Raw genomic sequence first — 25,515 nt, forward strand, 5'->3', positions numbered from 1 at the left:
CAACATTATGAATTTTTCTATTAAACTTTCTAATAAAATGAAAGCTTATTTTTTAGACTTTCAGATTTTTTATAAATCAATTTTCACTATCTCATTCTCAACCAATTATTGATAATATAACATCAATTACTACAACCAAATTTATTAATTATAACTCTCGAAGATGAAAACCCTTAGACATTTTTTATTCAAAAATAAACATGTTTTGTTTTTTAAAAGTTTAGAATTAAAAAAAGAACAGTTTAAGTATTCATACTTGTTGATATTTACAAGTTTGTTATTTTCAATTTCTGCAATTTCTCAAACTAATATTAGTGGAGTAATAAATGATTATCAGGCTGTTACCGGTATAAGTTTTCCTGGTTGTGGTCCGTGTAACACATCTCCGGCATGTTTAAATGCAATTACTGTAGGAAATGCTTCTGCCTTTTCAATTGGAGATAAGGTTTTAATCATTCAGATGAAAGGAGCTACTATAGATAATACAAATACATCAACAGCTGGTGATATTATTGATATAGGTAATGCAGGTAATTACGAATTTTTTACTGTTTCAAATATCATAGGTAATGATGTTTATCCAAACGGACCATTAGTAAATACTTATGATATACCAGGGCTAGTACAGCTAGTTAGAGTTCCTAATTTTAATAACAACGTAAATGTAACGGGTACGGTTTCAGGTGTTCCATGGGATCCGGTTTCAGGAACTGGAGGTGTTGTGGCTATTTTTGTAGAAGACACTTTAACACTTAATGCTGATATAGATGCAGGAGAAATGGGGTATAATGGTGTAACAGTAAGTGCAAATGGCACCTTAGATAATTGTTCAGTCATTCCGAATACGCAAATGGTATTTCCTTCTACAAATACAGTGTCTTCTCCTAAAGGACAGGGAATTGTTGTAGATGATCCGAATTTTAATAGGGGTAGAGGACCAAGAGCTAATGGCGGCGGCGGCGGCGTCGCAGGAGATTCCGGCGGTGGTGGTGGCTCTAACTACGGTGCTGGAGGTATAGGTGGTAATCGATGGTGTGATACTTCAAACCCACTCACTGCTGGTGGTGAAGGAGGAATTAGTTTACAAACTTATTTGGAGCAAAGAAGAGTGTTCTTAGGAGGAGCTGGTGGAGCAGGTTATATCACTAATTTAAATCCAGCAATTGCCACTAATGGAGGAGGTATTGTAGTGATACGCGCTAGACATATAGTAGGTAATAATAGAACTATTTTTGCACAAGGAGCAGATTCTACAGCACCAGGTACAGGTATTGATGGTGGCGGTGGCGGTGGAGCTGGAGGTTCTGTTGCTTTCGATATTGAATCATATTCAGGAACTGTAAATGTTGACATTTCTGGAGGTGATGGTCAGGATTTAGGTACAGATATATTACACGGTCCTGGTGGCGGTGGCGGTGGCGGTGTATTTCTTCACAATTTAGAAATGCCACCAGCAAATATTATTATTGATTTTCAAGGAGGTATAGCTGGTGTGCATCAAGCACCAGAAGATACTAATACTAACGGAGCTCAAGATGGAACCGAAGGCGGTATTATATCGTATTATACTATAGTGGAAACTAAGGATAGAGATGGAGATGGTGTTGAAGATTTTTGTGATTTAGATAGTGATGGTGACGGTATTTTAGATACAGAAGAAGCAGGAGATTCTACATTTGATCCAAGTGGAGATGCAGATGGAGATGGTATAGATAATTATTTAGATAGTAGTGATACAACACCTGGTTTTCCATCCTTTACGGATACTAACGGAGATGGTGTAAATGATTTATATGATAATGATGGTGATGGTATTCCAGATTTTCTGGATTTAGATAGTGATAATGATGGGATATATGATGTTATAGAAGCCGGAGGTGTTGATGGTGACGGAGATGGGCTCATTGGAACAGGAGCACTAGTTGATACAGATGGAGATGGTTGGTCAGATATAACCGATCCAACTAATGGAGGAATACCATTAATATTAATACAATCTGATGGAGATTCAATTCCGGATTTATTAGACGTAGATAGTGATGGGGATGGTTGTCCTGATGCTCTTGAAGGATCAGGAAGTTTTGTTGCCGGAGATTTAACAAGTAGTAATAATTTAGCAGATGATGATGAAGGAAGTGTAGATAGTGATGGGGTTCCTACAAATACAGGAAGCCCTCAAGGAACTAATGCCCTCGTAACTACTGCATCAGCACTAGGAGGAATAACAACACAACCAACAGCAAGTGTAGTATGTTCTGGAAACAATGCCTCATTTACAGTTGTTGATACTGGTGATAATCTAGTATATCAGTGGCAAGAAAGAATTGGAGCAGGAGCATGGACGGACTTATCGAATGCAGGGATTTATAGTGGAACAGATACAGCAACTTTAACTTTAACGGCCCCACCAATTGGTCATTCAGGAAGGGAATATCGAGTAGTTATTACTAGTACAACTAATGAATGTAAAAATACATTATCCAATGAAGTTGCAATAACAGTTAACGCCCTTCCAGGTACGCCTGCTATCACGGGAACAAACACATTATGCGTGAACGATACCACGACCTTAAATACCACGGCTGTCGGTACGATCGTATGGAGCTCTGCCACCCCGGCCGTAGCGACGATCAACCCGGGAACAGGCGAAGTGACGGCTATTAGCTCGGGGACCACGGATATAAGCTATACGGTAACGGACGGCAACAGCTGTAGCAGCACCTCGGGAACCTTCACGGTAACGGTGAACGCCCTTCCAGGTACGCCTGCTATCACGGGAACAAACACATTATGCGTGAACGATACCACGACCTTAAATACCACGGCTGTCGGTACGATCGTATGGAGCTCTGCCACCCCGGCCGTAGCGACGATCAACCCGGGAACAGGCGAAGTGACGGCTATTAGCTCGGGGACCACGGATATAAGCTATACGGTAACGGACGGCAACAGCTGTAGCAGCACCTCGGGAACCTTCACGGTAACGGTGAACGCCCTTCCAGGTACGCCTGCTATCACGGGAACAAACACATTATGCGTGAACGATACCACGACCTTAAATACCACGGCTGTCGGTACGATCGTATGGAGCTCTGCCACCCCGGCCGTAGCGACGATCAACCCGGGAACAGGCGAAGTGACGGCTATTAGCTCGGGGACCACGGATATAAGCTATACGGTAACGGACGGCAACAGCTGTAGCAGCACCTCGGGAACCTTCACGGTAACGGTGAACGCCCTTCCAGGTACGCCTGCTATCACGGGAACAAACACATTATGCGTGAACGATACCACGACCTTAAATACCACGGCTGTCGGTACGATCGTATGGAGCTCTGCCACCCCGGCCGTAGCGACGATCAACCCGGGAACAGGCGAAGTGACGGCTATTAGCTCGGGGACCACGGATATAAGCTATACGGTAACGGACGGCAACAGCTGTAGCAGCACCTCGGGAACCTTCACGGTAACGGTGAACGCCCTTCCAGGTACGCCTGCTATCACGGGAACAAACACATTATGCGTGAACGATACCACGACCTTAAATACCACGGCTGTCGGTACGATCGTATGGAGCTCTGCCACCCCGGCCGTAGCGACGATCAACCCGGGAACAGGCGAAGTGACGGCTATTAGCTCGGGGACCACGGATATAAGCTATACGGTAACGGACGGCAACAGCTGTAGCAGCACCTCGGGAACCTTCACGGTAACGGTGAACGCCCTTCCAGGTACGCCTGCTATCACGGGAACAAACACATTATGCGTGAACGATACCACGACCTTAAATACCACGGCTGTCGGTACGATCGTATGGAGCTCTGCCACCCCGGCCGTAGCGACGATCAACCCGGGAACAGGCGAAGTGACGGCTATTAGCTCGGGGACCACGGATATAAGCTATACGGTAACGGACGGCAACAGCTGTAGCAGCACCTCGGGAACCTTCACGGTAACGGTGAACGCCCTTCCAGGTACGCCTGCTATCACGGGAACAAACACATTATGCGTGAACGATACCACGACCTTAAATACCACGGCTGTCGGTACGATCGTATGGAGCTCTGCCACCCCGGCCGTAGCGACGATCAACCCGGGAACAGGCGAAGTGACGGCTATTAGCTCGGGGACCACGGATATAAGCTATACGGTAACGGACGGCAACAGCTGTAGCAGCACCTCGGGAACCTTCACGGTAACGGTGAACGCCCTTCCAGGTACGCCTGCTATCACGGGAACAAACACATTATGCGTGAACGATACCACGACCTTAAATACCACGGCTGTCGGTACGATCGTATGGAGCTCTGCCACCCCGGCCGTAGCGACGATCAACCCGGGAACAGGCGAAGTGACGGCTATTAGCTCGGGGACCACGGATATAAGCTATACGGTAACGGACGGCAACAGCTGTAGCAGCACCTCGGGAACCTTCACGGTAACGGTGAACGCCCTTCCAGGTACGCCTGCTATCACGGGAACAAACACATTATGCGTGAACGATACCACGACCTTAAATACCACGGCTGTCGGTACGATCGTATGGAGCTCTGCCACCCCGGCCGTAGCGACGATCAACCCGGGAACAGGCGAAGTGACGGCTATTAGCTCGGGGACCACGGATATAAGCTATACGGTAACGGACGGCAACAGCTGTAGCAGCACCTCGGGAACCTTCACGGTAACGGTGAACGCCCTTCCAGGTACGCCTGCTATCACGGGAACAAACACATTATGCGTGAACGATACCACGACCTTAAATACCACGGCTGTCGGTACGATCGTATGGAGCTCTGCCACCCCGGCCGTAGCGACGATCAACCCGGGAACAGGCGAAGTGACGGCTATTAGCTCGGGGACCACGGATATAAGCTATACGGTAACGGACGGCAACAGCTGTAGCAGCACCTCGGGAACCTTCACGGTAACGGTGAACGCCCTTCCAGGTACGCCTGCTATCACGGGAACAAACACATTATGCGTGAACGATACCACGACCTTAAATACCACGGCTGTCGGTACGATCGTATGGAGCTCTGCCACCCCGGCCGTAGCGACGATCAACCCGGGAACAGGCGAAGTGACGGCTATTAGCTCGGGGACCACGGATATAAGCTATACGGTAACGGACGGCAACAGCTGTAGCAGCACCTCGGGAACCTTCACGGTAACGGTGAACGCCCTTCCAGGTACGCCTGCTATCACGGGAACAAACACATTATGCGTGAACGATACCACGACCTTAAATACCACGGCTGTCGGTACGATCGTATGGAGCTCTGCCACCCCGGCCGTAGCGACGATCAACCCGGGAACAGGCGAAGTGACGGCTATTAGCTCGGGGACCACGGATATAAGCTATACGGTAACGGACGGCAACAGCTGTAGCAGCACCTCGGGAACCTTCACGGTAACGGTGAACGCCCTTCCAGGTACGCCTGCTATCACGGGAACAAACACATTATGCGTGAACGATACCACGACCTTAAATACCACGGCTGTCGGTACGATCGTATGGAGCTCTGCCACCCCGGCCGTAGCGACGATCAACCCGGGAACAGGCGAAGTGACGGCTATTAGCTCGGGGACCACGGATATAAGCTATACGGTAACGGACGGCAACAGCTGTAGCAGCACCTCGGGAACCTTCACGGTAACGGTGAACGCCCTTCCAGGTACGCCTGCTATCACGGGAACAAACACATTATGCGTGAACGATACCACGACCTTAAATACCACGGCTGTCGGTACGATCGTATGGAGCTCTGCCACCCCGGCCGTAGCGACGATCAACCCGGGAACAGGCGAAGTGACGGCTATTAGCTCGGGGACCACGGATATAAGCTATACGGTAACGGACGGCAACAGCTGTAGCAGCACCTCGGGAACCTTCACGGTAACGGTGAACGCCCTTCCAGGTACGCCTGCTATCACGGGAACAAACACATTATGCGTGAACGATACCACGACCTTAAATACCACGGCTGTCGGTACGATCGTATGGAGCTCTGCCACCCCGGCCGTAGCGACGATCAACCCGGGAACAGGCGAAGTGACGGCTATTAGCTCGGGGACCACGGATATAAGCTATACGGTAACGGACGGCAACAGCTGTAGCAGCACCTCGGGAACCTTCACGGTAACGGTGAACGCCCTTCCAGGTACGCCTGCTATCACGGGAACAAACACATTATGCGTGAACGATACCACGACCTTAAATACCACGGCTGTCGGTACGATCGTATGGAGCTCTGCCACCCCGGCCGTAGCGACGATCAACCCGGGAACAGGCGAAGTGACGGCTATTAGCTCGGGGACCACGGATATAAGCTATACGGTAACGGACGGCAACAGCTGTAGCAGCACCTCGGGAACCTTCACGGTAACGGTGAACGCCCTTCCAGGTACGCCTGCTATCACGGGAACAAACACATTATGCGTGAACGATACCACGACCTTAAATACCACGGCTGTCGGTACGATCGTATGGAGCTCTGCCACCCCGGCCGTAGCGACGATCAACCCGGGAACAGGCGAAGTGACGGCTATTAGCTCGGGGACCACGGATATAAGCTATACGGTAACGGACGGCAACAGCTGTAGCAGCACCTCGGGAACCTTCACGGTAACGGTGAACGCCCTTCCAGGTACGCCTGCTATCACGGGAACAAACACATTATGCGTGAACGATACCACGACCTTAAATACCACGGCTGTCGGTACGATCGTATGGAGCTCTGCCACCCCGGCCGTAGCGACGATCAACCCGGGAACAGGCGAAGTGACGGCTATTAGCTCGGGGACCACGGATATAAGCTATACGGTAACGGACGGCAACAGCTGTAGCAGCACCTCGGGAACCTTCACGGTAACGGTGAACGCCCTTCCAGGTACGCCTGCTATCACGGGAACAAACACATTATGCGTGAACGATACCACGACCTTAAATACCACGGCTGTCGGTACGATCGTATGGAGCTCTGCCACCCCGGCCGTAGCGACGATCAACCCGGGAACAGGCGAAGTGACGGCTATTAGCTCGGGGACCACGGATATAAGCTATACGGTAACGGACGGCAACAGCTGTAGCAGCACCTCGGGAACCTTCACGGTAACGGTGAACGCCCTTCCAGGTACGCCTGCTATCACGGGAACAAACACATTATGCGTGAACGATACCACGACCTTAAATACCACGGCTGTCGGTACGATCGTATGGAGCTCTGCCACCCCGGCCGTAGCGACGATCAACCCGGGAACAGGCGAAGTGACGGCTATTAGCTCGGGGACCACGGATATAAGCTATACGGTAACGGACGGCAACAGCTGTAGCAGCACCTCGGGAACCTTCACGGTAACGGTGAACGCCCTTCCAGGTACGCCTGCTATCACGGGAACAAACACATTATGCGTGAACGATACCACGACCTTAAATACCACGGCTGTCGGTACGATCGTATGGAGCTCTGCCACCCCGGCCGTAGCGACGATCAACCCGGGAACAGGCGAAGTGACGGCTATTAGCTCGGGGACCACGGATATAAGCTATACGGTAACGGACGGCAACAGCTGTAGCAGCACCTCGGGAACCTTCACGGTAACGGTGAACGCCCTTCCAGGTACGCCTGCTATCACGGGAACAAACACATTATGCGTGAACGATACCACGACCTTAAATACCACGGCTGTCGGTACGATCGTATGGAGCTCTGCCACCCCGGCCGTAGCGACGATCAACCCGGGAACAGGCGAAGTGACGGCTATTAGCTCGGGGACCACGGATATAAGCTATACGGTAACGGACGGCAACAGCTGTAGCAGCACCTCGGGAACCTTCACGGTAACGGTGAACGCCCTTCCAGGTACGCCTGCTATCACGGGAACAAACACATTATGCGTGAACGATACCACGACCTTAAATACCACGGCTGTCGGTACGATCGTATGGAGCTCTGCCACCCCGGCCGTAGCGACGATCAACCCGGGAACAGGCGAAGTGACGGCTATTAGCTCGGGGACCACGGATATAAGCTATACGGTAACGGACGGCAACAGCTGTAGCAGCACCTCGGGAACCTTCACGGTAACGGTGAACGCCCTTCCAGGTACGCCTGCTATCACGGGAACAAACACATTATGCGTGAACGATACCACGACCTTAAATACCACGGCTGTCGGTACGATCGTATGGAGCTCTGCCACCCCGGCCGTAGCGACGATCAACCCGGGAACAGGCGAAGTGACGGCTATTAGCTCGGGGACCACGGATATAAGCTATACGGTAACGGACGGCAACAGCTGTAGCAGCACCTCGGGAACCTTCACGGTAACGGTGAACGCCCTTCCAGGTACGCCTGCTATCACGGGAACAAACACATTATGCGTGAACGATACCACGACCTTAAATACCACGGCTGTCGGTACGATCGTATGGAGCTCTGCCACCCCGGCCGTAGCGACGATCAACCCGGGAACAGGCGAAGTGACGGCTATTAGCTCGGGGACCACGGATATAAGCTATACGGTAACGGACGGCAACAGCTGTAGCAGCACCTCGGGAACCTTCACGGTAACGGTGAACGCCCTTCCAGGTACGCCTGCTATCACGGGAACAAACACATTATGCGTGAACGATACCACGACCTTAAATACCACGGCTGTCGGTACGATCGTATGGAGCTCTGCCACCCCGGCCGTAGCGACGATCAACCCGGGAACAGGCGAAGTGACGGCTATTAGCTCGGGGACCACGGATATAAGCTATACGGTAACGGACGGCAACAGCTGTAGCAGCACCTCGGGAACCTTCACGGTAACGGTGAACGCCCTTCCAGGTACGCCTGCTATCACGGGAACAAACACATTATGCGTGAACGATACCACGACCTTAAATACCACGGCTGTCGGTACGATCGTATGGAGCTCTGCCACCCCGGCCGTAGCGACGATCAACCCGGGAACAGGCGAAGTGACGGCTATTAGCTCGGGGACCACGGATATAAGCTATACGGTAACGGACGGCAACAGCTGTAGCAGCACCTCGGGAACCTTCACGGTAACGGTGAACGCCCTTCCAGGTACGCCTGCTATCACGGGAACAAACACATTATGCGTGAACGATACCACGACCTTAAATACCACGGCTGTCGGTACGATCGTATGGAGCTCTGCCACCCCGGCCGTAGCGACGATCAACCCGGGAACAGGCGAAGTGACGGCTATTAGCTCGGGGACCACGGATATAAGCTATACGGTAACGGACGGCAACAGCTGTAGCAGCACCTCGGGAACCTTCACGGTAACGGTGAACGCCCTTCCAGGTACGCCTGCTATCACGGGAACAAACACATTATGCGTGAACGATACCACGACCTTAAATACCACGGCTGTCGGTACGATCGTATGGAGCTCTGCCACCCCGGCCGTAGCGACGATCAACCCGGGAACAGGCGAAGTGACGGCTATTAGCTCGGGGACCACGGATATAAGCTATACGGTAACGGACGGCAACAGCTGTAGCAGCACCTCGGGAACCTTCACGGTAACGGTGAACGCCCTTCCAGGTACGCCTGCTATCACGGGAACAAACACATTATGCGTGAACGATACCACGACCTTAAATACCACGGCTGTCGGTACGATCGTATGGAGCTCTGCCACCCCGGCCGTAGCGACGATCAACCCGGGAACAGGCGAAGTGACGGCTATTAGCTCGGGGACCACGGATATAAGCTATACGGTAACGGACGGCAACAGCTGTAGCAGCACCTCGGGAACCTTCACGGTAACGGTGAACGCCCTTCCAGGTACGCCTGCTATCACGGGAACAAACACATTATGCGTGAACGATACCACGACCTTAAATACCACGGCTGTCGGTACGATCGTATGGAGCTCTGCCACCCCGGCCGTAGCGACGATCAACCCGGGAACAGGCGAAGTGACGGCTATTAGCTCGGGGACCACGGATATAAGCTATACGGTAACGGACGGCAACAGCTGTAGCAGCACCTCGGGAACCTTCACGGTAACGGTGAACGCCCTTCCAGGTACGCCTGCTATCACGGGAACAAACACATTATGCGTGAACGATACCACGACCTTAAATACCACGGCTGTCGGTACGATCGTATGGAGCTCTGCCACCCCGGCCGTAGCGACGATCAACCCGGGAACAGGCGAAGTGACGGCTATTAGCTCGGGGACCACGGATATAAGCTATACGGTAACGGACGGCAACAGCTGTAGCAGCACCTCGGGAACCTTCACGGTAACGGTGAACGCCCTTCCAGGTACGCCTGCTATCACGGGAACAAACACATTATGCGTGAACGATACCACGACCTTAAATACCACGGCTGTCGGTACGATCGTATGGAGCTCTGCCACCCCGGCCGTAGCGACGATCAACCCGGGAACAGGCGAAGTGACGGCTATTAGCTCGGGGACCACGGATATAAGCTATACGGTAACGGACGGCAACAGCTGTAGCAGCACCTCGGGAACCTTCACGGTAACGGTGAACGCCCTTCCAGGTACGCCTGCTATCACGGGAACAAACACATTATGCGTGAACGATACCACGACCTTAAATACCACGGCTGTCGGTACGATCGTATGGAGCTCTGCCACCCCGGCCGTAGCGACGATCAACCCGGGAACAGGCGAAGTGACGGCTATTAGCTCGGGGACCACGGATATAAGCTATACGGTAACGGACGGCAACAGCTGTAGCAGCACCTCGGGAACCTTCACGGTAACGGTCAATGCTTTACCAATAGCACCAACAATGGCAAGCAATACCCCAGTGTGTTCAAATAGCGATGCCATTTTTACAATTACTGGTACACCAAATGACATAGTAACCTATAACGGTTCAGTTTCTGGAAATGTTATTATTGGAGGAACAGGAACAGTAGACATTACAATTAATAATGTTACAACTGACGTTACAATAAATTTAGTAGACATAGCAAATGCGAATTGTAATATAAGTCTATCAATTAGTGAAACTATAGTAATTAGTTCAATTGACTCTGATGGAGATGGTGTTATTGATTGTGACGAGGTAACTCCTTTAAGTGGAGGAACACCAACTAATCCAAACGATTTCTGTAGCTATAATCCATCGGATGTTACTCAAGCTCCAAGTATAGCATGGAATAATGCAGATTGTGATGGAGATGGTGTAACAAATGGAGACGAATTAACACCACCAGATGGTGAAAGTGCAACAGATCCAAATGAGCCATGCGATTTTATTACCAGCGATATCACCTTAACACCAGATGCAGCATTTTTAGCAGCAGACTGTGATGGCGATGGTGTAACCAACGGAGACGAACTAACACCACCAGATGGTGAGAGCCCGACGGATCCAAATGTCCCATGTGATTTTATCACTAGCGATATTGCATTAGCACCGGATGCGGCCTTTTTAGTAGCAGACTGTGATGGCGATGGTGTCACAAACGGAGACGAACTGACACCACCAGATGGTGAAAGTGCAACAGATCCAAATGTCCCATGTGACTTTATCACTAGCGATATCAGTTTAACACCGGATGCAGCATTTTTAGCAGCAGATTGTGATGGCGATGGCGTGACCAATGGCGATGAACTAACACCACCGGATGGCGAGAGCCCGACGGATCCAAATGATCCATGTGACTTTATTACCAGCGATATTACTTCAACACCGGATGCAGCATTTTTAGCAGCAGACTGTGATGGAGATGGAGTAACAAATGGAGACGAATTAACACCACCAGATGGTGAAAGTGCAACAGATCCAAATGTCCCATGTGACTTTATCACTAGCGATATCAGTTTAACACCGGATACAGCATTTTTAGCAGCAGATTGTGATGGCGATGGTGTAACCAATGGCGATGAACTAACACCACCAGATGGCGAGAGCCCAACGGATCCAAATGTACCATGTGACTTTATCACTAGCGATATCACCTTAACGCCAGATGCAGCATTTTTAGCAGCAGACTGTGATGGCGATGGCGTGACAAACGGAGACGAACTGACACCACCAGATGGTGAGAGCGCAACAGATCCAAACGAGCCATGTGACTTTATCACTAGCGATATCACCTTAACGCCAGATGCAGCATTTTTGGCAGTAGACTGTGATGGCGATGGCGTGACCAACGGAGACGAACTAACGCCACCAGATGGCGAGAGCGCAACAGATCCAAACGAGCCATGTGACTTTATCACTAGCGATATCAGTTTAACACCGGATGCAGCATTTTTGGCAGCAGACTGTGATGGCGATGGCGTGACCAACGGAGACGAACTAACGCCACCAGATGGCGAGAGCCCAACAGATCCAAACGAGCCATGTGACTTTACCACTAGCGATATCAGTTTAACACCGGATGCAGCATTTTTGGCAGCAGACTGTGATGGTGATGGCGTGACAAACGGAGACGAACTGACACCACCAGATGGCGAGAGTCCAACGGATCCAAATATACCATGTGACTTTGTTACTAGCGATATTAGTTTAACACCGGATGCAGCATTTTTGGCAGCAGATTGTGATGGTGATGGCGTAACCAATGGCGATGAACTCACACCACCGGATGGGGAGAGCCCGACGGATCCAAATATACCATGTGACTTTATCACTAGCGATATCAGTTTAGCACCGGATGCAGCATTTTTGGCAGCAGACTGTGATGGTGATGGCGTGACCAACGGCGATGAACTAACGCCACCAGACGGTGAGAGCCCAACGGATCCGCATGACCCATGTTCATACAGACCTTCAGATATTACCGTAGCAGTAACAACTACAGCAGATTGTACAGCTGAATTGGAAGTAACTAAATTAGCAGATGCATCAGATATAGAATTAGGTGATGAAATTACATATACAATCGAAGTAGAAAACACAGGAAATGTGACGCTAACGAGTATAAGCCTAGTGGATACCTTCACAGATATCAACGGTAACCCATTAACCTTAACAGAAGGGCCCGTATTTGATGATGCCGATTTAGGAAGCGCAGAAGGCACTCTTTTAGTGGGTGAGATAGCCACTTATACAGCGACTTTTGAAATCACACAACAAGCTATCAATTCTGGAGGAGTTCGTAATAGTGTAGAAGCCTCAGGGATTAGTCCAAGTTTTGAAACTGTAACCGATGTAAGTGATGATGGCGATGATGTAGATGGTAATACAGAGGATGATCCAACAGAGACCGAATTGGGTTGTTTAATAGTGATCAATGAATTCTCACCAAATGGAGACGGTGTTAATGAGTTTTTAATTATAAACTGTATCACTAACTATCCAAATAACAGGTTAGAGATTTATAACCGTTGGGGAAATATTGTTTATAAGAAACAAGGTTATAATAATGAATTTGATGGAACTTCCAATGGAAGATCAACGATTAATGGTACAGAAAAGTTACCAGTAGGAACCTACTACTATGTATTAGATCTAGGAGATGGTTCTAAACCTAAAGTAGGATGGTTATACATCAATAGATAAAATAGAACATACACCTAAAGAAATTAAAAATGATAAAGTTATCTTCATTAACAAAAAGTTTGATTTTAATAGTGTTTGTTGCACTATTATCTCTGGAACTAAACGCTCAGCAAGATCCTCAGTACACACAATATATGTATAATACTATGAGTGTGAACTCAGCCTATGCAGGTCAACGAGATGTATTAAGTATCACAGGATTATACCGTACCCAATGGGTCGGGATAGAAGGTGCTCCAAAAACAATAACTTTTGGAGCCCACTCTCCGTTAAGAAACAAACGTTTAGGATTAGGATTAAATCTGGTAAGTGATAAATTAGGCCCAGCTAGTGAAACCAATGTCGATGTCAATTTTTCATACACCATTCCAATTGATGAAATAAGAGGGACTGAGCTTTCATTTGGATTAAAAGGAGGTTTCCATTTATTGGATACCGATTGGAGCAAAGGTGTATTCCAATACCCGGACAGAGTTTTTAATGATAACTTAAGTTTATTTTCTCCAACTATAGGAGCTGGTCTTTACTTGCATTCAGAAAAGTGGTATTTGGGACTATCCGTACCAAACTTTTTTACTACAGAGCATTATGATGGTATTCAAGAATCCGTGGCAACAGAACGCTTACACTATTTTTTAATAGGAGGGTATGTGTTTGATATAGGAGAAAACACTAAATTAAAACCTGCAGCATTAGTAAAGGCAGTTTCCGGAGCACCGTTAATAGCAGACCTTTCAATAAATGCTTTGTTCAATGAAAAGTTAACCCTGGGTTTAGGCTACCGATGGGATGATTCCATTAGCGGTCTAGCAGGCTTTCAGATAAATCCAGGGTTATTTATAGGATACGCTTACGATCTAACCACATCAGGATTAAGCTCCTATAACAATGGATCGCATGAAATAATGCTGAGATTTGAATTATACCAAATAGGAAGAATATTATCACCAAGATTCTTTTAAAAAGATACAGGGACATGAAAAAAAGATTACTAATACTACCGTTATTGACATTACTATTTGTAAATGTATCCTTTGGTCAAAAAGGAGTAGCCAGAAAAGCAAAGAAAACATACAATAATTTATCGTATGTAAAAACGACCGAACAACTATTGGAAGTTGTAAACGAAGGGAATAGAGACCCAGAGTTATTAGAGAATTTAGCCAATTCCTTTTATTATAATGGGAAAATGGAAGAAGCTTCACAATGGTACGGAGAGTTAATAGCTCAAAAAGGGGAAACCATAAATCCTGAAAACTACTTTAGATACTCTCAAGCCTTAAAAGGCATAGGAGCTTATGACAAAGCAGATAAAATCTTAGAAGAATTTATAAGATTACAACCAGAAGATTCTAGAAGTAAACTATTTCAAGCAGACTATCTGGAAACGATTGAAAAACGTTCGGATAATTTTGAGATGAATAACCTAGAAATCAATACTGCGTTCTCAGATTTTGGAACCTCAATACATCAGGAGCAATTAATATTTGCATCCTCAAGGGGAGAAGACGAAGAACTATACAATTGGAACGAACAGCCCTTTTTAGATATCTATGAGTTAAATGCAGACGGAACAGCCACAGAGATAAAAGGAGAAATCAATACAAAATACCACGAATCGTCGACAGCTTTTACTAAAGATGGTAAAACAGTATATTTTACAAGAAACAATTACTATAAAGGTGAATTCAAGAAGAATTCGAAAAGAATACACGGCTTAAAAATATATAAAGCTGAATTGAAAGAAGAAGGCTGGACAAATATAGAACCGTTATCATTTAATAGTGATGACTATAATGTGGCCCATCCTGCTCTCAGTGTAGATGAGACAAAATTATATTTTGCATCCGATATGGAAGGCACTTTAGGAGCATCCGATATTTATGTAGTAGCAATAAATGAAGACGGCAGTTATGGTGAACCAAAGAATCTAGGTTCTAAAATAAATACTGAAGGTAGAGAGAACTTCCCATATGTAAGTAATAAAGGGACTTTGTATTTTTCATCAGATGGTCACCCAGGTTTAGGAGGTTTAGATGTGTTCTCTTTTAAGAATATTGAAAAAATAACCACTTCAAATAATAAACCAATCAATGTTGGGAAACCAATCAACAGTTCGAAAGATGACTTTGAGTATATTATAAATGAAACTAACTACAAAGGCTATCTATCTTCGAATAGAAAAGGCGGAAAAGGAGATGACGATATTTATAGCTTTACAAGAAATCCATATCTACAATATATAACAGGAACTGTAGTGGATAAAAATACAACCCAGATTATAGCCGATGCAGATGTATTAATTTATAATCATGCAAATGAATTAGTGAAGACATTAAAATCTGATGCAAATGGCGAGTTTAGTTTAAAACTATCAGGAAGTCATAGTGATTATAAATCACAAGTCACTAAAGCAAACTATAAAGAAGGTGTAGAAGCTTTTAATATCGACACAGATGAACTAGAGTTACAAATAGCTATAAAGTTAGAACCTAATGAGGTAGACCTATTTAGGCTATTAGACTTAAACCCTATCTATTTTGATTTTGATAAGGCCATTATACGACCAGAAGCAAAGCAAGAATTAGTGAAGATAATAAATTATATGAAGGCATATCCAAATACAAAAGTAGATATACGATCGCATACAGACTCAAGAGGAAATAAATCATATAATTTAGATTTATCAAAAAGAAGAACTAAATCAACCATAAACTACCTAATAAAAGAAGGCGGTATAGAAGCGAGCAGATTATCAGGTCAAGGCTATGGTGAAACAATCTTAATAAACAAATGCACAACTAGTGTGAAGTGTAGTGAAGAAGAACATCAAGCAAATAGAAGAAGTGAGTTTATATTAGTAGAAGACTAACTTCAATAGATATCGAATAAAGAAAAGCATTCATATAATTATGGATGCTTTTTTATTTCATAGTTAAGCTTTAATTTCTGATTAGAATATGTTTTTTAATATTTACTTGGTATTTTTGCTATTCTATGAAAGAAGAAAAGGTAATTCTAGTAAATGAAAATGATGAGCAAATCGGATTGATGCCTAAAATGGAGGCTCATGAAAAAGCTTTATTACATCGCGCATTTTCTGTTTTTGTTTTTAATAATAAAAATGAATTAATGCTTCAGCAGCGCGCTTTAAATAAATACCATTCTCCAGGACTTTGGACGAACACATGTTGTAGTCATCAACGTGATGGAGAAACTAATATTGAAGCAGGAAAAAGGCGATTACAAGAAGAAATGGGATTTGTAGTGGACTTGCAAGAATCCATTTCATTTATCTATAAAGCGCCATTTGATAATGGATTAACCGAACATGAGTACGACCATGTATTATTAGGTAATTATAATGGAAAACCTACTATTAATCTAGATGAAGTAGCTGGCTGGAAATGGATGCCTTTAGAGAAAATTAAGGAAGATATTCTACTAAAACCGGAATTATATACAGAATGGTTTAAGGTGATTTTTGATAAATTCTACGAACATATAAATATTTCTAAATGAAAGTAACAGTTAGTAGAAAAGCACATTTTAATGCAGCACATCGTCTGTACAGAAAAGATTGGAGTTTTGAAAAGAATGATGCTATTTTTGGTAAATGTAACAATCCAAACTTTCATGGTCATAATTATGAACTCATTGTTAGTATTACAGGAGAGATTGATCAGGAAACAGGCTATGTTATTGATATGAAAATTTTAAAAGAGATTATTAAGGCTGAAGTTGAAGATGCTTTCGATCATAAAAACTTAAATGTAGAAGTACCAGAATTTAAAGACTTAAACCCAACAGCAGAAAATATAGCTGTCGTAATTTACAATAAAATAAAGCCAAAATTGACATCACATTTAGAATTAGAAATTACATTATTTGAAACACCTCGTAATTTTGTAACCTATTCAGGAAAATAAATAAATGAACAATACATTGTATCCCATTAAATTCCGCCCAATTTTAAAAGATAAAATCTGGGGAGGACAAAAATTAAAAACCATTCTTAATAAAGAAAGCAACCTTCCAAATATAGGAGAAAGTTGGGAAATTAGTGATGTAGAAGGAGATACATCCATAGTCTCAAACGGAACCTTAAAAGGGCATTCTTTAAAAGAACTTTTAGAAACTTTTAAAGGGCATTTAATAGGAGATAAAAACTATAAGGTATTTGGGAATAAATTTCCTTTGCTTATAAAGTTTATTGATGCTCGAGAAGATTTATCAATTCAATTACACCCTAATGATGAGTTGGCAGCTAAAAGGCATAACTCTTTTGGTAAAACAGAAATGTGGTATACACTTCAAGCGGATGAAGGTTCTAATTTAATAGTTGGTTTTAATCAAGATATGACTTCAGAAAAGTATTTAAGTCATTTAGAAGATAAAACACTTACTGATATTTTAAATTTTGATGAAGTAAAAGTTGGAGATACTTATTTTATAGAAGTTGGACGTATTCATGCTATTGGAGCAGGAGTTATGGTAGCCGAAATACAACAAACAAGCGATATTACTTATCGCGTTTATGATTGGGATAGAGTAGATGATGAAGGTAATGAAAGGGAATTGCATAATGATCTGGCAATTGATGCCTTCGATTTTAATATGCCAGATAATTTTAGAGTAGCATATTCTAAAACAGAAAATAAATCTAACGAAATGGTAAGTTGCCCTTATTTTACAACTAGCTATTTAAAGGTTACTGAAGTACTTAAAAAGAAAAATGAACATGATTCATTTTTAATATATATGTGTGTAGAAGGTGATGCAGAAATTTTGGTTAACGATATTTCTGAGCCTATTAAAAATGGAGAAACGATATTGTTACCAGCAGCAATTACTGACTATGAAATTGCTTCTAAAAATGCTACACTATTGGAAGTTTATGTTTAATTTTGCAATCAAATAAAAATACAGATTATGGCAAATGTTAGAGACCTAAAAAAAGACATTAATTATGTTTTAGGTGATATTATTGAAGCAGTTTATGTTTGGGAATACGCAAACACAGACAAAGATACAAAAAAGAGTGAGGCAATTATTGACGAAGCAATTGCTACTTTTGATGAATTGATAGCTAAAGTTAATGCTAAAGATGTTGAAAACGCAAAAGCACATTTTAAAGCAATTAATGTGGAGCTAGAAAATAAAGGTAGAGCTTTAATAGAAAAAATTAATAAATTAGGATAAATTTTTTAACGGACTACTTGCAAATGTTAAATTAGATATTATATTTGCAACCGTTAAATAAGCCGATGTAGCTCAGCTGGCTAGAGCAGCTGATTTGTAATCAGCAGGTCGTGGGTTCGAGTCCCTCCATCGGCTCTTGAAATTTTGAAAAGCGTATCAGGTAACTGACTTAAGTTTTGTTATTAAACTAAAAGTGGTTGGGGCGAGAAGTTTATCCTGAGTGCAGTCGAAGGGAGTCCCCTCCATCGGCTCTTATAGAAACAAAAAAAGACCTTTTCAAATGAAAGGTCTTTTTTTGTTTTGTTTGAAATTTTTGCTTTATTTTTTCGAAGTTTTTATTTTATCAATATACAGTTGCAATTCTTTACCATACTTAGATTTTTTAACTTTTGGTGTCAAGTTATTATTTATAGTGTCAAGAAACTTAACTCTGGCATTGTAGATTTCTGAAAGCGCAAGATAGGGTGCTACTTCGCTATCAGTATTATTTAATGCGAAATTTACTGTGTATAAATATTTTCTTTTTAATGCATTATCGGATTCTTTTTTAAGAGCACGAACTTTAGCTGTATCGTTATTTTTTTGAGCTACAAAATGTTCTTTTATCAAGTCTAGGTTTCTATTATTCATTCTAGATATAATAGTATTGTATTCTTCTAAGACTTTCTGTTGATCTGATCCGTTAATTTTTGCATCAAAAACAAAGTTTTTTAATGTACTATTAATTTCTGTTATGCCTTTATCCGCAAAAAAAGTAATTCTATCTTCCTCCGAGCTATTTTTATCTAAGTACAAAAAGAATACTTCTGGAGATTCTAAATCCGAATGTAATTCAAATTGAGAGTTACCATTTATAACTAAAGAGTCTACAGTTACTAAAACAGTATCATTAGCTTTTTTAAGATAAATCGTTCCTTTTTTTAAATCTTTGATGTTACCTTTAACTATTAAATCATGCTGTTTTTCATTACAGGAGATTATTAAAAAAGCTAAAAACAAGAATGAGAATTTTTTCATTTTAAAATTAATTTGAGAGCGCTAATATCTAAAAATATTATTTAAAATTAACCTGCAACCGAAGCTAATTCCATTAAAGTAGCACAGAGTAAAGCAGAAAACGTACCAATGGCATATCCAACAACAGCCAGTAATACACCAACTGTTGCTAATGATGGATGAAAAGCCGCAGCAACAATGGGTGCAGATGCAGCCCCACCAACATTTGCTTTGCTGCCAACAGCTAAAAAGAAATATGGTGCTTTAATAATTTTAGCAACAACGATAAGTAGAAGAACGTGTATTGCCATCCAAATGAGTCCTACTGCTAACAATCCAGGGTTTTCAAAGATTGAACCCAAATCCATTTTCATACCAATACTTGCAACTAAAATGTAAATAAAAACACTTCCTAATTTACTAGCTCCTGCACCTTCATATTTTTTTGCTCTTGTAAATGATAAAATAATCCCTATTACGGTTGCAATGGTAATCATCCAAAAGAAAGTAGAGGTAAAAGAAGCTAAGGCAGAAGATTTATCATTAAAGACCTCAAAATTGGTAGTTAAAAAAGTAGAGATTTTATTTGATCCAAAATGAGCTATAGCGACTACAGTAAAAGCAATTCCGAACATGATCATATAATCTGTTAGGTTAGGGATTTTTGAAACACTTTTTTCATAGTTAATAACTTTTTGCTTCAGTTTTTCAATAGCAGTATTATCAGCTTTAAGCCATTTGTCTATTTTATCTTTTCGTCCTATCCCAAATAATAAAACCGCCATCCATATTTGAGCCACAACAATGTCTACAAGAATCATAGCGCCGTACTTCTCTGGATTATATTTAAATATTTCATACATGGCCGTTTGATTTGCTCCTCCACCAATCCAGCTTCCTGCTAAAGTAGAAAGTCCACGCCAAACAGCATCAGGGCCAACACCTCCAACCGTTTCAGGGCTTACTATTGATATTAAAAGTATGGAAATTGGTCCACCAATAATGATTCCTATAGTTCCTGTAAGAAACATTATCAATGCTTTAGGGCCTAAGTTGAATACAGATTTTAAATCTAGACTTAGCGTCATTAAAACCAATGCTGCTGGTAATAGATAGTCTTTAGAAATATTATAAATTTTTGATGTATTAGGAGAGATTAGTCCCAGCGAATTTAAAACTGCTGGTAGTAAATAACACATTAAAAGGGCGGGTATTATGCTGTAAAATTTAGCCCAAAATCCTGTTTTTATTGTGGATGTGTAAAAAACTAATGCTAGCATTAACATTAGTAGTCCAAAAGCAATGGTGTCATTAGTAAATAGAGGTTGATTGGTCATAATAAGTTTTAACTGTTAAAAATTGCAATATATAGAAAATTTAAAAAGGATTAATTTTAGTTTGGCACGGATATTGATGTATGTATAATAATTATATTTAATTAAAAGTTTATTGAGTGGTTACTTTAAACTTAAAATGTAATTCATATTTTTGGTTAGTTAGTTAGTTAGTAAAAAAGCATCCTTTTCAGGATGCTTTTTTTATTACTAATGTTTTGGACTAAGGCTAGTTTATTGTAATGATACTATTAATAAGGCTTGTATTTGTGGATATCATAAAGCAATTATACACTAATATGTAAATAGACTATTTTATCCCGCAAAGGAAAACCTTAAATGGTCATTTATTAAAAGTAATAAAGAGAGATTAATAACTCTGAAGCTTTTTTTATAAAAACCTAAAACCTATTCCATATATAAATAACTTTTTAAAAAGTCCAAATATTTAAAACTTTAATTATGTATTTCGACGATATTAATGGTCTTTTCGTCTGTAAATGTTAAAATTTAGTGTATTTTGTCGATTTTATGTGTTTTTTGTCGTTTTAAATCAATTATAGTTTTACTTTTGAAGTGTACTAAATAACACACTTTTTAGTTCAATGGATTAATTAATTAATATTTGCATTATGAAGTACGATATAGAGACCCTAAATCTAGATTCATAATATAAAAAGCAAATTGAAAGAAAACCGAGTTTGAGGGAACTCGGTTTTTTTGTATCCAATTTTTAATACATTGATATTTTATCTACATTAGCTTATAGCTTTAATTATGAGAAATCTTTTTACACTTCTATTCACGCTTTATTACGTTTTTTCTTTTGGGCAATTAGAAAGAGGGTTTACATATGTCCGTGATATTATTCCTGATTTAGAAGTAGAATTAAGATATTATACAGCAAATAATTTTGTAGGAACGCCTATTGAAGGATATGAATCAAATAGACTTATATTAACAATAGAAACAGCAAAAAAACTAAAGTTAGTTCATGAAGCGCTACAAGAGCAGAATTTATGTTTAAAAGTTTATGATGGTTATAGGCCGCAACGATCTGTGAATCATTTTATTCTTTGGGCCAAAGATCTAAATGATACTATTAATAAACATATATTTTATCCGGAAGTAAAAAAGAAACATTTATTTAGAGAACAATATATAGCTTCTAGGTCTGGTCATAGTAGAGGTAGTACCGTAGATTTAACTATAATTGATGGTAATACTGGTGAGGCGTTAGATATGGGAAGTCCTTATGATTTTTTTGGTGAAAAGTCCTGGGTGAATTATGGCAAAATTACCGATAAGCAAAAAGCGAACAGGCAATTACTACAAACTGTTATGCTAAAACATGGTTTTAGAAATTATCCAAAAGAGTGGTGGCACTTTACATTACGAGGAGAACCTTTTCCTAATACGTATTTTGATTTTCCTATTAAATAAAAAAACCTGTCTTTTTTTTAAAAACAGGTTTTAATTTTTTTGATTGATGTATTAGTTATGCTATTCTTTATCAAGGTTTTTGGTCATATTAAAACCTACAAATAAACCAACACCAGCCATCAAAAATATACAGCTCACATATAGAGGTTCTTCATCTATAGCTAAATAATTCTCTAAAATGGCTGCAATTAAGGTTCCTAAGCCTATACCCATTAATAATAACGATAAGTTTAGTATAAGTACTTTCCAAATAGGCGCCGTATAACTTTTGCTTTTGCCTTTAACAAAAATAGAGGCATCGGCCCCTTTTTCTATAAGCGCCAAACGTTCTTTGTTGCGTGTAGAAAAATACAAATAAAATACGCCGAAGATTGCTCCAAATATTACTGGTATTATAATTAATTCTGATCCCATAATTGTTTGTTTTTAATTGATTAATTTTAAACTGTTCATAGCTTATGACGATTCGTTTTTAATTTTGGTTACATTTTTTTGAATTTTTTTTTCCCATTCTAATGTAACCTTGATGAATCTATAGTCGTCTTACCTTAAAATGACCACCAACGACCAACACTATATTGATCTAATTATTAATGGAGACACGAATGCTTTTGAAGTATTGGTGGAACGCTATAAGGACTTAGTATTTACTTTGACGTTGCGTATGGTTAAGAATAGGGAAGAAGCTGAAGAAGTAGCACAAGATACCTTTATAAAAGCATACAAATCGCTAAATAAGTTTAAAGGTGATGCTAAGTTTTCAACTTGGATTTATAAAATTGCTTATAATACGAGTTTGGACAGATTAAAAAAGAATAAAAAGTATTTTAATAATGTTGCTATTGATGAGTTTACAGAACATCAGGTAAAAACAATTGACAATGCTTTAGATAATTTGGAAGATAAAGAAAGAGAACAATCCATTCGAGATTGTATCGCTTTATTACCAGAAGATGACGCTTTTTTGCTAACTTTATATTATTTTGAAGATCAATCTTTAGAAGACATATCAAAAACAATAGGGCTAAAACCTAATAATTTGAAAGTTAAATTGTTTAGAAGTAGAAAAAGATTGGCAACTATTTTAAAAGAGCGCTTGGAACCAGAAATAATTGAACATTATGAAAAAGAACGCAGATAGATATTTAGATAGCTTAGCTAAAAAAGTAATTAAGGAAGCGCCTTTAGAACGTCCATCTTTTAATTTCACTGTTTCAGTAATGTCACAGGTTACAGAATTAAGCAATAATAGTATTACGGTTTACAAACCTTTAATATCTAAAAAAGGATGGATTGTTATTTCAATAGTGTTTTTTACTCTAATTATATATATGCTTTTGGGTATTCAAGAAGAACCAACGAGTTGGTTCGATTCTTTGGATTTAAGTGTGTTGTCTAATAATAAATTAACAAGTTTATTTTCAGGGTTTTCAATGCCAAAATCACTTACTTATGCCGTGATGCTTTTTGGACTCATGTTTTGTATACAAATACCATTATTAAAGAATCATTTTAATCAAAAATTTCAGAATTAGAGTCTTGTAAAAGCAGTAATTATATTTTTATGTTCAGGAAATTTTGAAATAAGTGTGTCTCTTTCTGGAAGTTCAAAATCTTTAAAATCGAAACCAGGGGAAACTGTACATCCTACTAAAGCATATGTGTTTTTATCAATAACTTCAGCAGCAAACCAATCTTTAGCATTTACTACAAATTGAGGGAATTGTTCCTTCTCTATATCGTTTCCTATAATGACGTTGGAGTATATACCATCATCAGAAATCATATGAAGTTTTATAGGTGATCCTTTATAAAAATGCCAGATTTCATCTTGTTTAATTCTGTGGAATGCAGAAAAAGATTCAGAAGTTAAAAGGAAGTAAATAGATGTGGTGTAATTTCTATGGCCGGAAAAGTCCGAACCTAGATTGTCTTCATTAATAACCCCGTTACTTCTATAAGTTTCTTTAAAATAACCACCTTCAGGATGTGGTTGTAATTCTAACTGGTCTACGATTTTTTGAATAGTATTCATAATTTATTAAAGAGGTTTAATGTTCTTTTTTGCTTGCTCTCTCATCTGTTTAATGGTTAAAGAACTTCCATCATGACTCCATCCTGGAGGGCCAAAGGCATACATAAACTTATGATATATATTGGAGGATTTTTTCATATCATTCCAAATGTCTTTGTATTCATGGGTCAATATAATCAAAGGATTATAAGAGTTTGGGGGCTTTGTAACGCCATAAGCTATATCTATGTCATCATCTAGTTCTTTCCATGTACCAAATAATTTATCAAATAAATTTAAAAATCCGCCATGATTTTTGTCCATATACTCTAAGTTTTTGGCATGATGTACTTGGTGCATGGTATGGGTGTTAAATATTTTTTCAATAATCCCCATTTTTGGAATATATGTAGAATGTAATTGAAACTGCCAAAGTGCTTCAATACCCAAGCAAACGATGACCATTTCTGGAGGAAAACCAATAACTGGTAACCACATATAAAATAGAGGTTTGTACAAAATAGTGAACCAGCCATTACGAACGGCTGTTCCAAGGTTAAAGTTTTCAGAGGAATGATGTACAATATGGGCTGCCCATAAAAAGCGTACCATATGATTTTGTCTATGAAACCAGTAATATGTGAAATCATCCAAAAATTGGCAAATTAACCAAACAGGCCAAGTGTAGCCAAAAGATTGCCATCCCATAATATTTGTACGCACACCGTCAACTATTGGGTTAAACAATTCGTATAAATAATTAAAAATTATAATAGCAGAAATGGTTTTTATCAATGGTGCTAAAACTATCGATCCAATTCCCATAGTTAGACTCGACATCAAATCTTTCCATTTATATAGGTCTTTACGGTTGTGTGTTTTGCTATATGTAAGTTCTACTAAAATAAGACCTAAAAAACATGGAATACCGTAAACTAATGGGTTTGTAAAATTCATCTACTTAAATTGAGAGAGATGTTCATAAAATTAATAAAGTTAGCGTAACTTTA

Annotated in this window: 15 protein-coding genes and 1 tRNA gene; 11 read left to right on the forward strand and 5 right to left on the reverse strand. The window is 41.3% G+C overall.

Going from position 1 to position 25,515, the window contains the following annotated elements:
* Window positions 1-163 precede the first annotated feature (163 nt).
* The 8 genes from Q4Q34_RS12745 to Q4Q34_RS12780 all read left to right on the forward strand — a co-directional run bounded on the left by Q4Q34_RS12745 (window position 164) and on the right by Q4Q34_RS12780 (window position 18,853).
* Window positions 164-13,516: a T9SS type B sorting domain-containing protein gene (locus Q4Q34_RS12745; RefSeq protein ID WP_330444544.1), complete on the forward strand. Its 13,353-nt coding sequence runs from the start codon at window positions 164-166 to the stop codon at window positions 13,514-13,516.
* Window positions 13,517-13,545: 29 nt separating this feature from the next.
* Window positions 13,546-14,478: a PorP/SprF family type IX secretion system membrane protein gene (locus Q4Q34_RS12750; protein ID WP_303316158.1), complete on the forward strand. Its 933-nt coding sequence runs from the start codon at window positions 13,546-13,548 to the stop codon at window positions 14,476-14,478.
* A 14-nt stretch (window positions 14,479-14,492) separates the two neighbouring features.
* Complete coding sequence (locus Q4Q34_RS12755; RefSeq protein WP_303316157.1) at window positions 14,493-16,388, forward strand: OmpA family protein; 1,896 nt, start codon at window positions 14,493-14,495, stop codon at window positions 16,386-16,388.
* Between the two features lie 125 nt (window positions 16,389-16,513).
* Window positions 16,514-17,038, forward strand: coding sequence for an isopentenyl-diphosphate Delta-isomerase (gene idi, locus Q4Q34_RS12760; RefSeq protein ID WP_303316155.1), 525 nt, complete (start codon window positions 16,514-16,516; stop codon window positions 17,036-17,038).
* Window positions 17,035-17,445, forward strand: coding sequence for a 6-pyruvoyl trahydropterin synthase family protein (locus tag Q4Q34_RS12765; RefSeq protein WP_303316153.1), 411 nt, complete (start codon window positions 17,035-17,037; stop codon window positions 17,443-17,445). Before idi ends, Q4Q34_RS12765 begins: the two co-directional genes overlap by 4 nt.
* A 4-nt stretch (window positions 17,446-17,449) precedes the next feature.
* Window positions 17,450-18,421, forward strand: a complete 972-nt coding sequence (locus tag Q4Q34_RS12770; RefSeq protein ID WP_303316152.1) for a type I phosphomannose isomerase catalytic subunit — start codon at window positions 17,450-17,452, stop codon at window positions 18,419-18,421.
* Window positions 18,422-18,448: 27 nt separating this feature from the next.
* Entirely contained in the window at window positions 18,449-18,718 is a 270-nt protein-coding gene (locus Q4Q34_RS12775) for a hypothetical protein (RefSeq protein ID WP_303316150.1), read from the forward strand.
* Between the two features lie 61 nt (window positions 18,719-18,779).
* Window positions 18,780-18,853, forward strand: a tRNA-Thr gene (locus Q4Q34_RS12780).
* Between the two features lie 183 nt (window positions 18,854-19,036).
* Here Q4Q34_RS12780 and Q4Q34_RS12785 read toward each other — a convergent pair.
* Complete coding sequence (locus Q4Q34_RS12785) at window positions 19,037-19,735, reverse strand: DUF4369 domain-containing protein (protein ID WP_303316149.1); 699 nt, start codon at window positions 19,733-19,735, stop codon at window positions 19,037-19,039.
* Window positions 19,736-19,782: 47 nt separating this feature from the next.
* Entirely contained in the window at window positions 19,783-21,051 is a 1,269-nt protein-coding gene (locus tag Q4Q34_RS12790; RefSeq protein WP_303316147.1) for a DUF819 family protein, read from the reverse strand.
* A 774-nt stretch (window positions 21,052-21,825) separates the two neighbouring features.
* Between Q4Q34_RS12790 and Q4Q34_RS12795 the strand changes: the two genes are divergently transcribed.
* Window positions 21,826-22,491 (forward strand): M15 family metallopeptidase, encoded by a 666-nt coding sequence (locus tag Q4Q34_RS12795; RefSeq protein ID WP_303316145.1) that lies wholly within the window; start codon window positions 21,826-21,828, stop codon window positions 22,489-22,491.
* A gap of 60 nt (window positions 22,492-22,551) precedes the next feature.
* On the opposite strand, the gene Q4Q34_RS12800 is transcribed toward Q4Q34_RS12795, so the two are convergent.
* Window positions 22,552-22,905 (reverse strand): DUF6249 domain-containing protein, encoded by a 354-nt coding sequence (locus tag Q4Q34_RS12800; RefSeq protein WP_303316143.1) that lies wholly within the window; start codon window positions 22,903-22,905, stop codon window positions 22,552-22,554.
* Window positions 22,906-23,044: 139 nt separating this feature from the next.
* Here Q4Q34_RS12800 and Q4Q34_RS12805 point away from each other — a divergent pair, with 139 nt between their 5' ends.
* Window positions 23,045-23,632, forward strand: a complete 588-nt coding sequence (locus Q4Q34_RS12805; RefSeq protein ID WP_303316142.1) for an RNA polymerase sigma factor — start codon at window positions 23,045-23,047, stop codon at window positions 23,630-23,632.
* Window positions 23,613-24,026, forward strand: coding sequence for a hypothetical protein (locus tag Q4Q34_RS12810; protein ID WP_303316140.1), 414 nt, complete (start codon window positions 23,613-23,615; stop codon window positions 24,024-24,026). The genes Q4Q34_RS12805 and Q4Q34_RS12810 overlap by 20 nt, the downstream gene beginning before the upstream one ends.
* On the opposite strand, the gene Q4Q34_RS12815 is transcribed toward Q4Q34_RS12810, so the two are convergent.
* Both Q4Q34_RS12815 and Q4Q34_RS12820 read right to left on the reverse strand, forming a co-directional pair.
* Window positions 24,023-24,526, reverse strand: coding sequence for a cupin domain-containing protein (locus Q4Q34_RS12815; protein WP_303316139.1), 504 nt, complete (start codon window positions 24,524-24,526; stop codon window positions 24,023-24,025). The two genes, Q4Q34_RS12810 and Q4Q34_RS12815, sit on opposite strands and share 4 nt — an antisense overlap.
* 6 nt (window positions 24,527-24,532) lie before the next feature.
* Window positions 24,533-25,462 (reverse strand): sterol desaturase family protein, encoded by a 930-nt coding sequence (locus Q4Q34_RS12820; protein ID WP_303316137.1) that lies wholly within the window; start codon window positions 25,460-25,462, stop codon window positions 24,533-24,535.
* Window positions 25,463-25,515: the final 53 nt, after the last annotated feature.

The sequence above is a fragment of the Flavivirga abyssicola genome (assembly GCF_030540775.2).
Taxonomy (GTDB): Bacteria; Bacteroidota; Bacteroidia; order Flavobacteriales; family Flavobacteriaceae; genus Flavivirga; species Flavivirga abyssicola.

Coding starts and splice junctions, on each gene's coding strand:
- Q4Q34_RS12745 (WP_330444544.1), top strand. CDS start 164: ATGAAAACCCTTAGACATTTTTTATTCAAAAATAAACATGTTTTGTTT.
- Q4Q34_RS12750 (WP_303316158.1), top strand. CDS start 13,546: ATGATAAAGTTATCTTCATTAACAAAAAGTTTGATTTTAATAGTGTTT.
- Q4Q34_RS12755 (WP_303316157.1), top strand. CDS start 14,493: ATGAAAAAAAGATTACTAATACTACCGTTATTGACATTACTATTTGTA.
- idi (WP_303316155.1), top strand. CDS start 16,514: ATGAAAGAAGAAAAGGTAATTCTAGTAAATGAAAATGATGAGCAAATC.
- Q4Q34_RS12765 (WP_303316153.1), top strand. CDS start 17,035: ATGAAAGTAACAGTTAGTAGAAAAGCACATTTTAATGCAGCACATCGT.
- Q4Q34_RS12770 (WP_303316152.1), top strand. CDS start 17,450: ATGAACAATACATTGTATCCCATTAAATTCCGCCCAATTTTAAAAGAT.
- Q4Q34_RS12775 (WP_303316150.1), top strand. CDS start 18,449: ATGGCAAATGTTAGAGACCTAAAAAAAGACATTAATTATGTTTTAGGT.
- Q4Q34_RS12785 (WP_303316149.1), bottom strand. CDS start 19,735: ATGAAAAAATTCTCATTCTTGTTTTTAGCTTTTTTAATAATCTCCTGT.
- Q4Q34_RS12790 (WP_303316147.1), bottom strand. CDS start 21,051: ATGACCAATCAACCTCTATTTACTAATGACACCATTGCTTTTGGACTA.
- Q4Q34_RS12795 (WP_303316145.1), top strand. CDS start 21,826: ATGAGAAATCTTTTTACACTTCTATTCACGCTTTATTACGTTTTTTCT.
- Q4Q34_RS12800 (WP_303316143.1), bottom strand. CDS start 22,905: ATGGGATCAGAATTAATTATAATACCAGTAATATTTGGAGCAATCTTC.
- Q4Q34_RS12805 (WP_303316142.1), top strand. CDS start 23,045: ATGACCACCAACGACCAACACTATATTGATCTAATTATTAATGGAGAC.
- Q4Q34_RS12810 (WP_303316140.1), top strand. CDS start 23,613: ATGAAAAAGAACGCAGATAGATATTTAGATAGCTTAGCTAAAAAAGTA.
- Q4Q34_RS12815 (WP_303316139.1), bottom strand. CDS start 24,526: ATGAATACTATTCAAAAAATCGTAGACCAGTTAGAATTACAACCACAT.
- Q4Q34_RS12820 (WP_303316137.1), bottom strand. CDS start 25,462: ATGAATTTTACAAACCCATTAGTTTACGGTATTCCATGTTTTTTAGGT.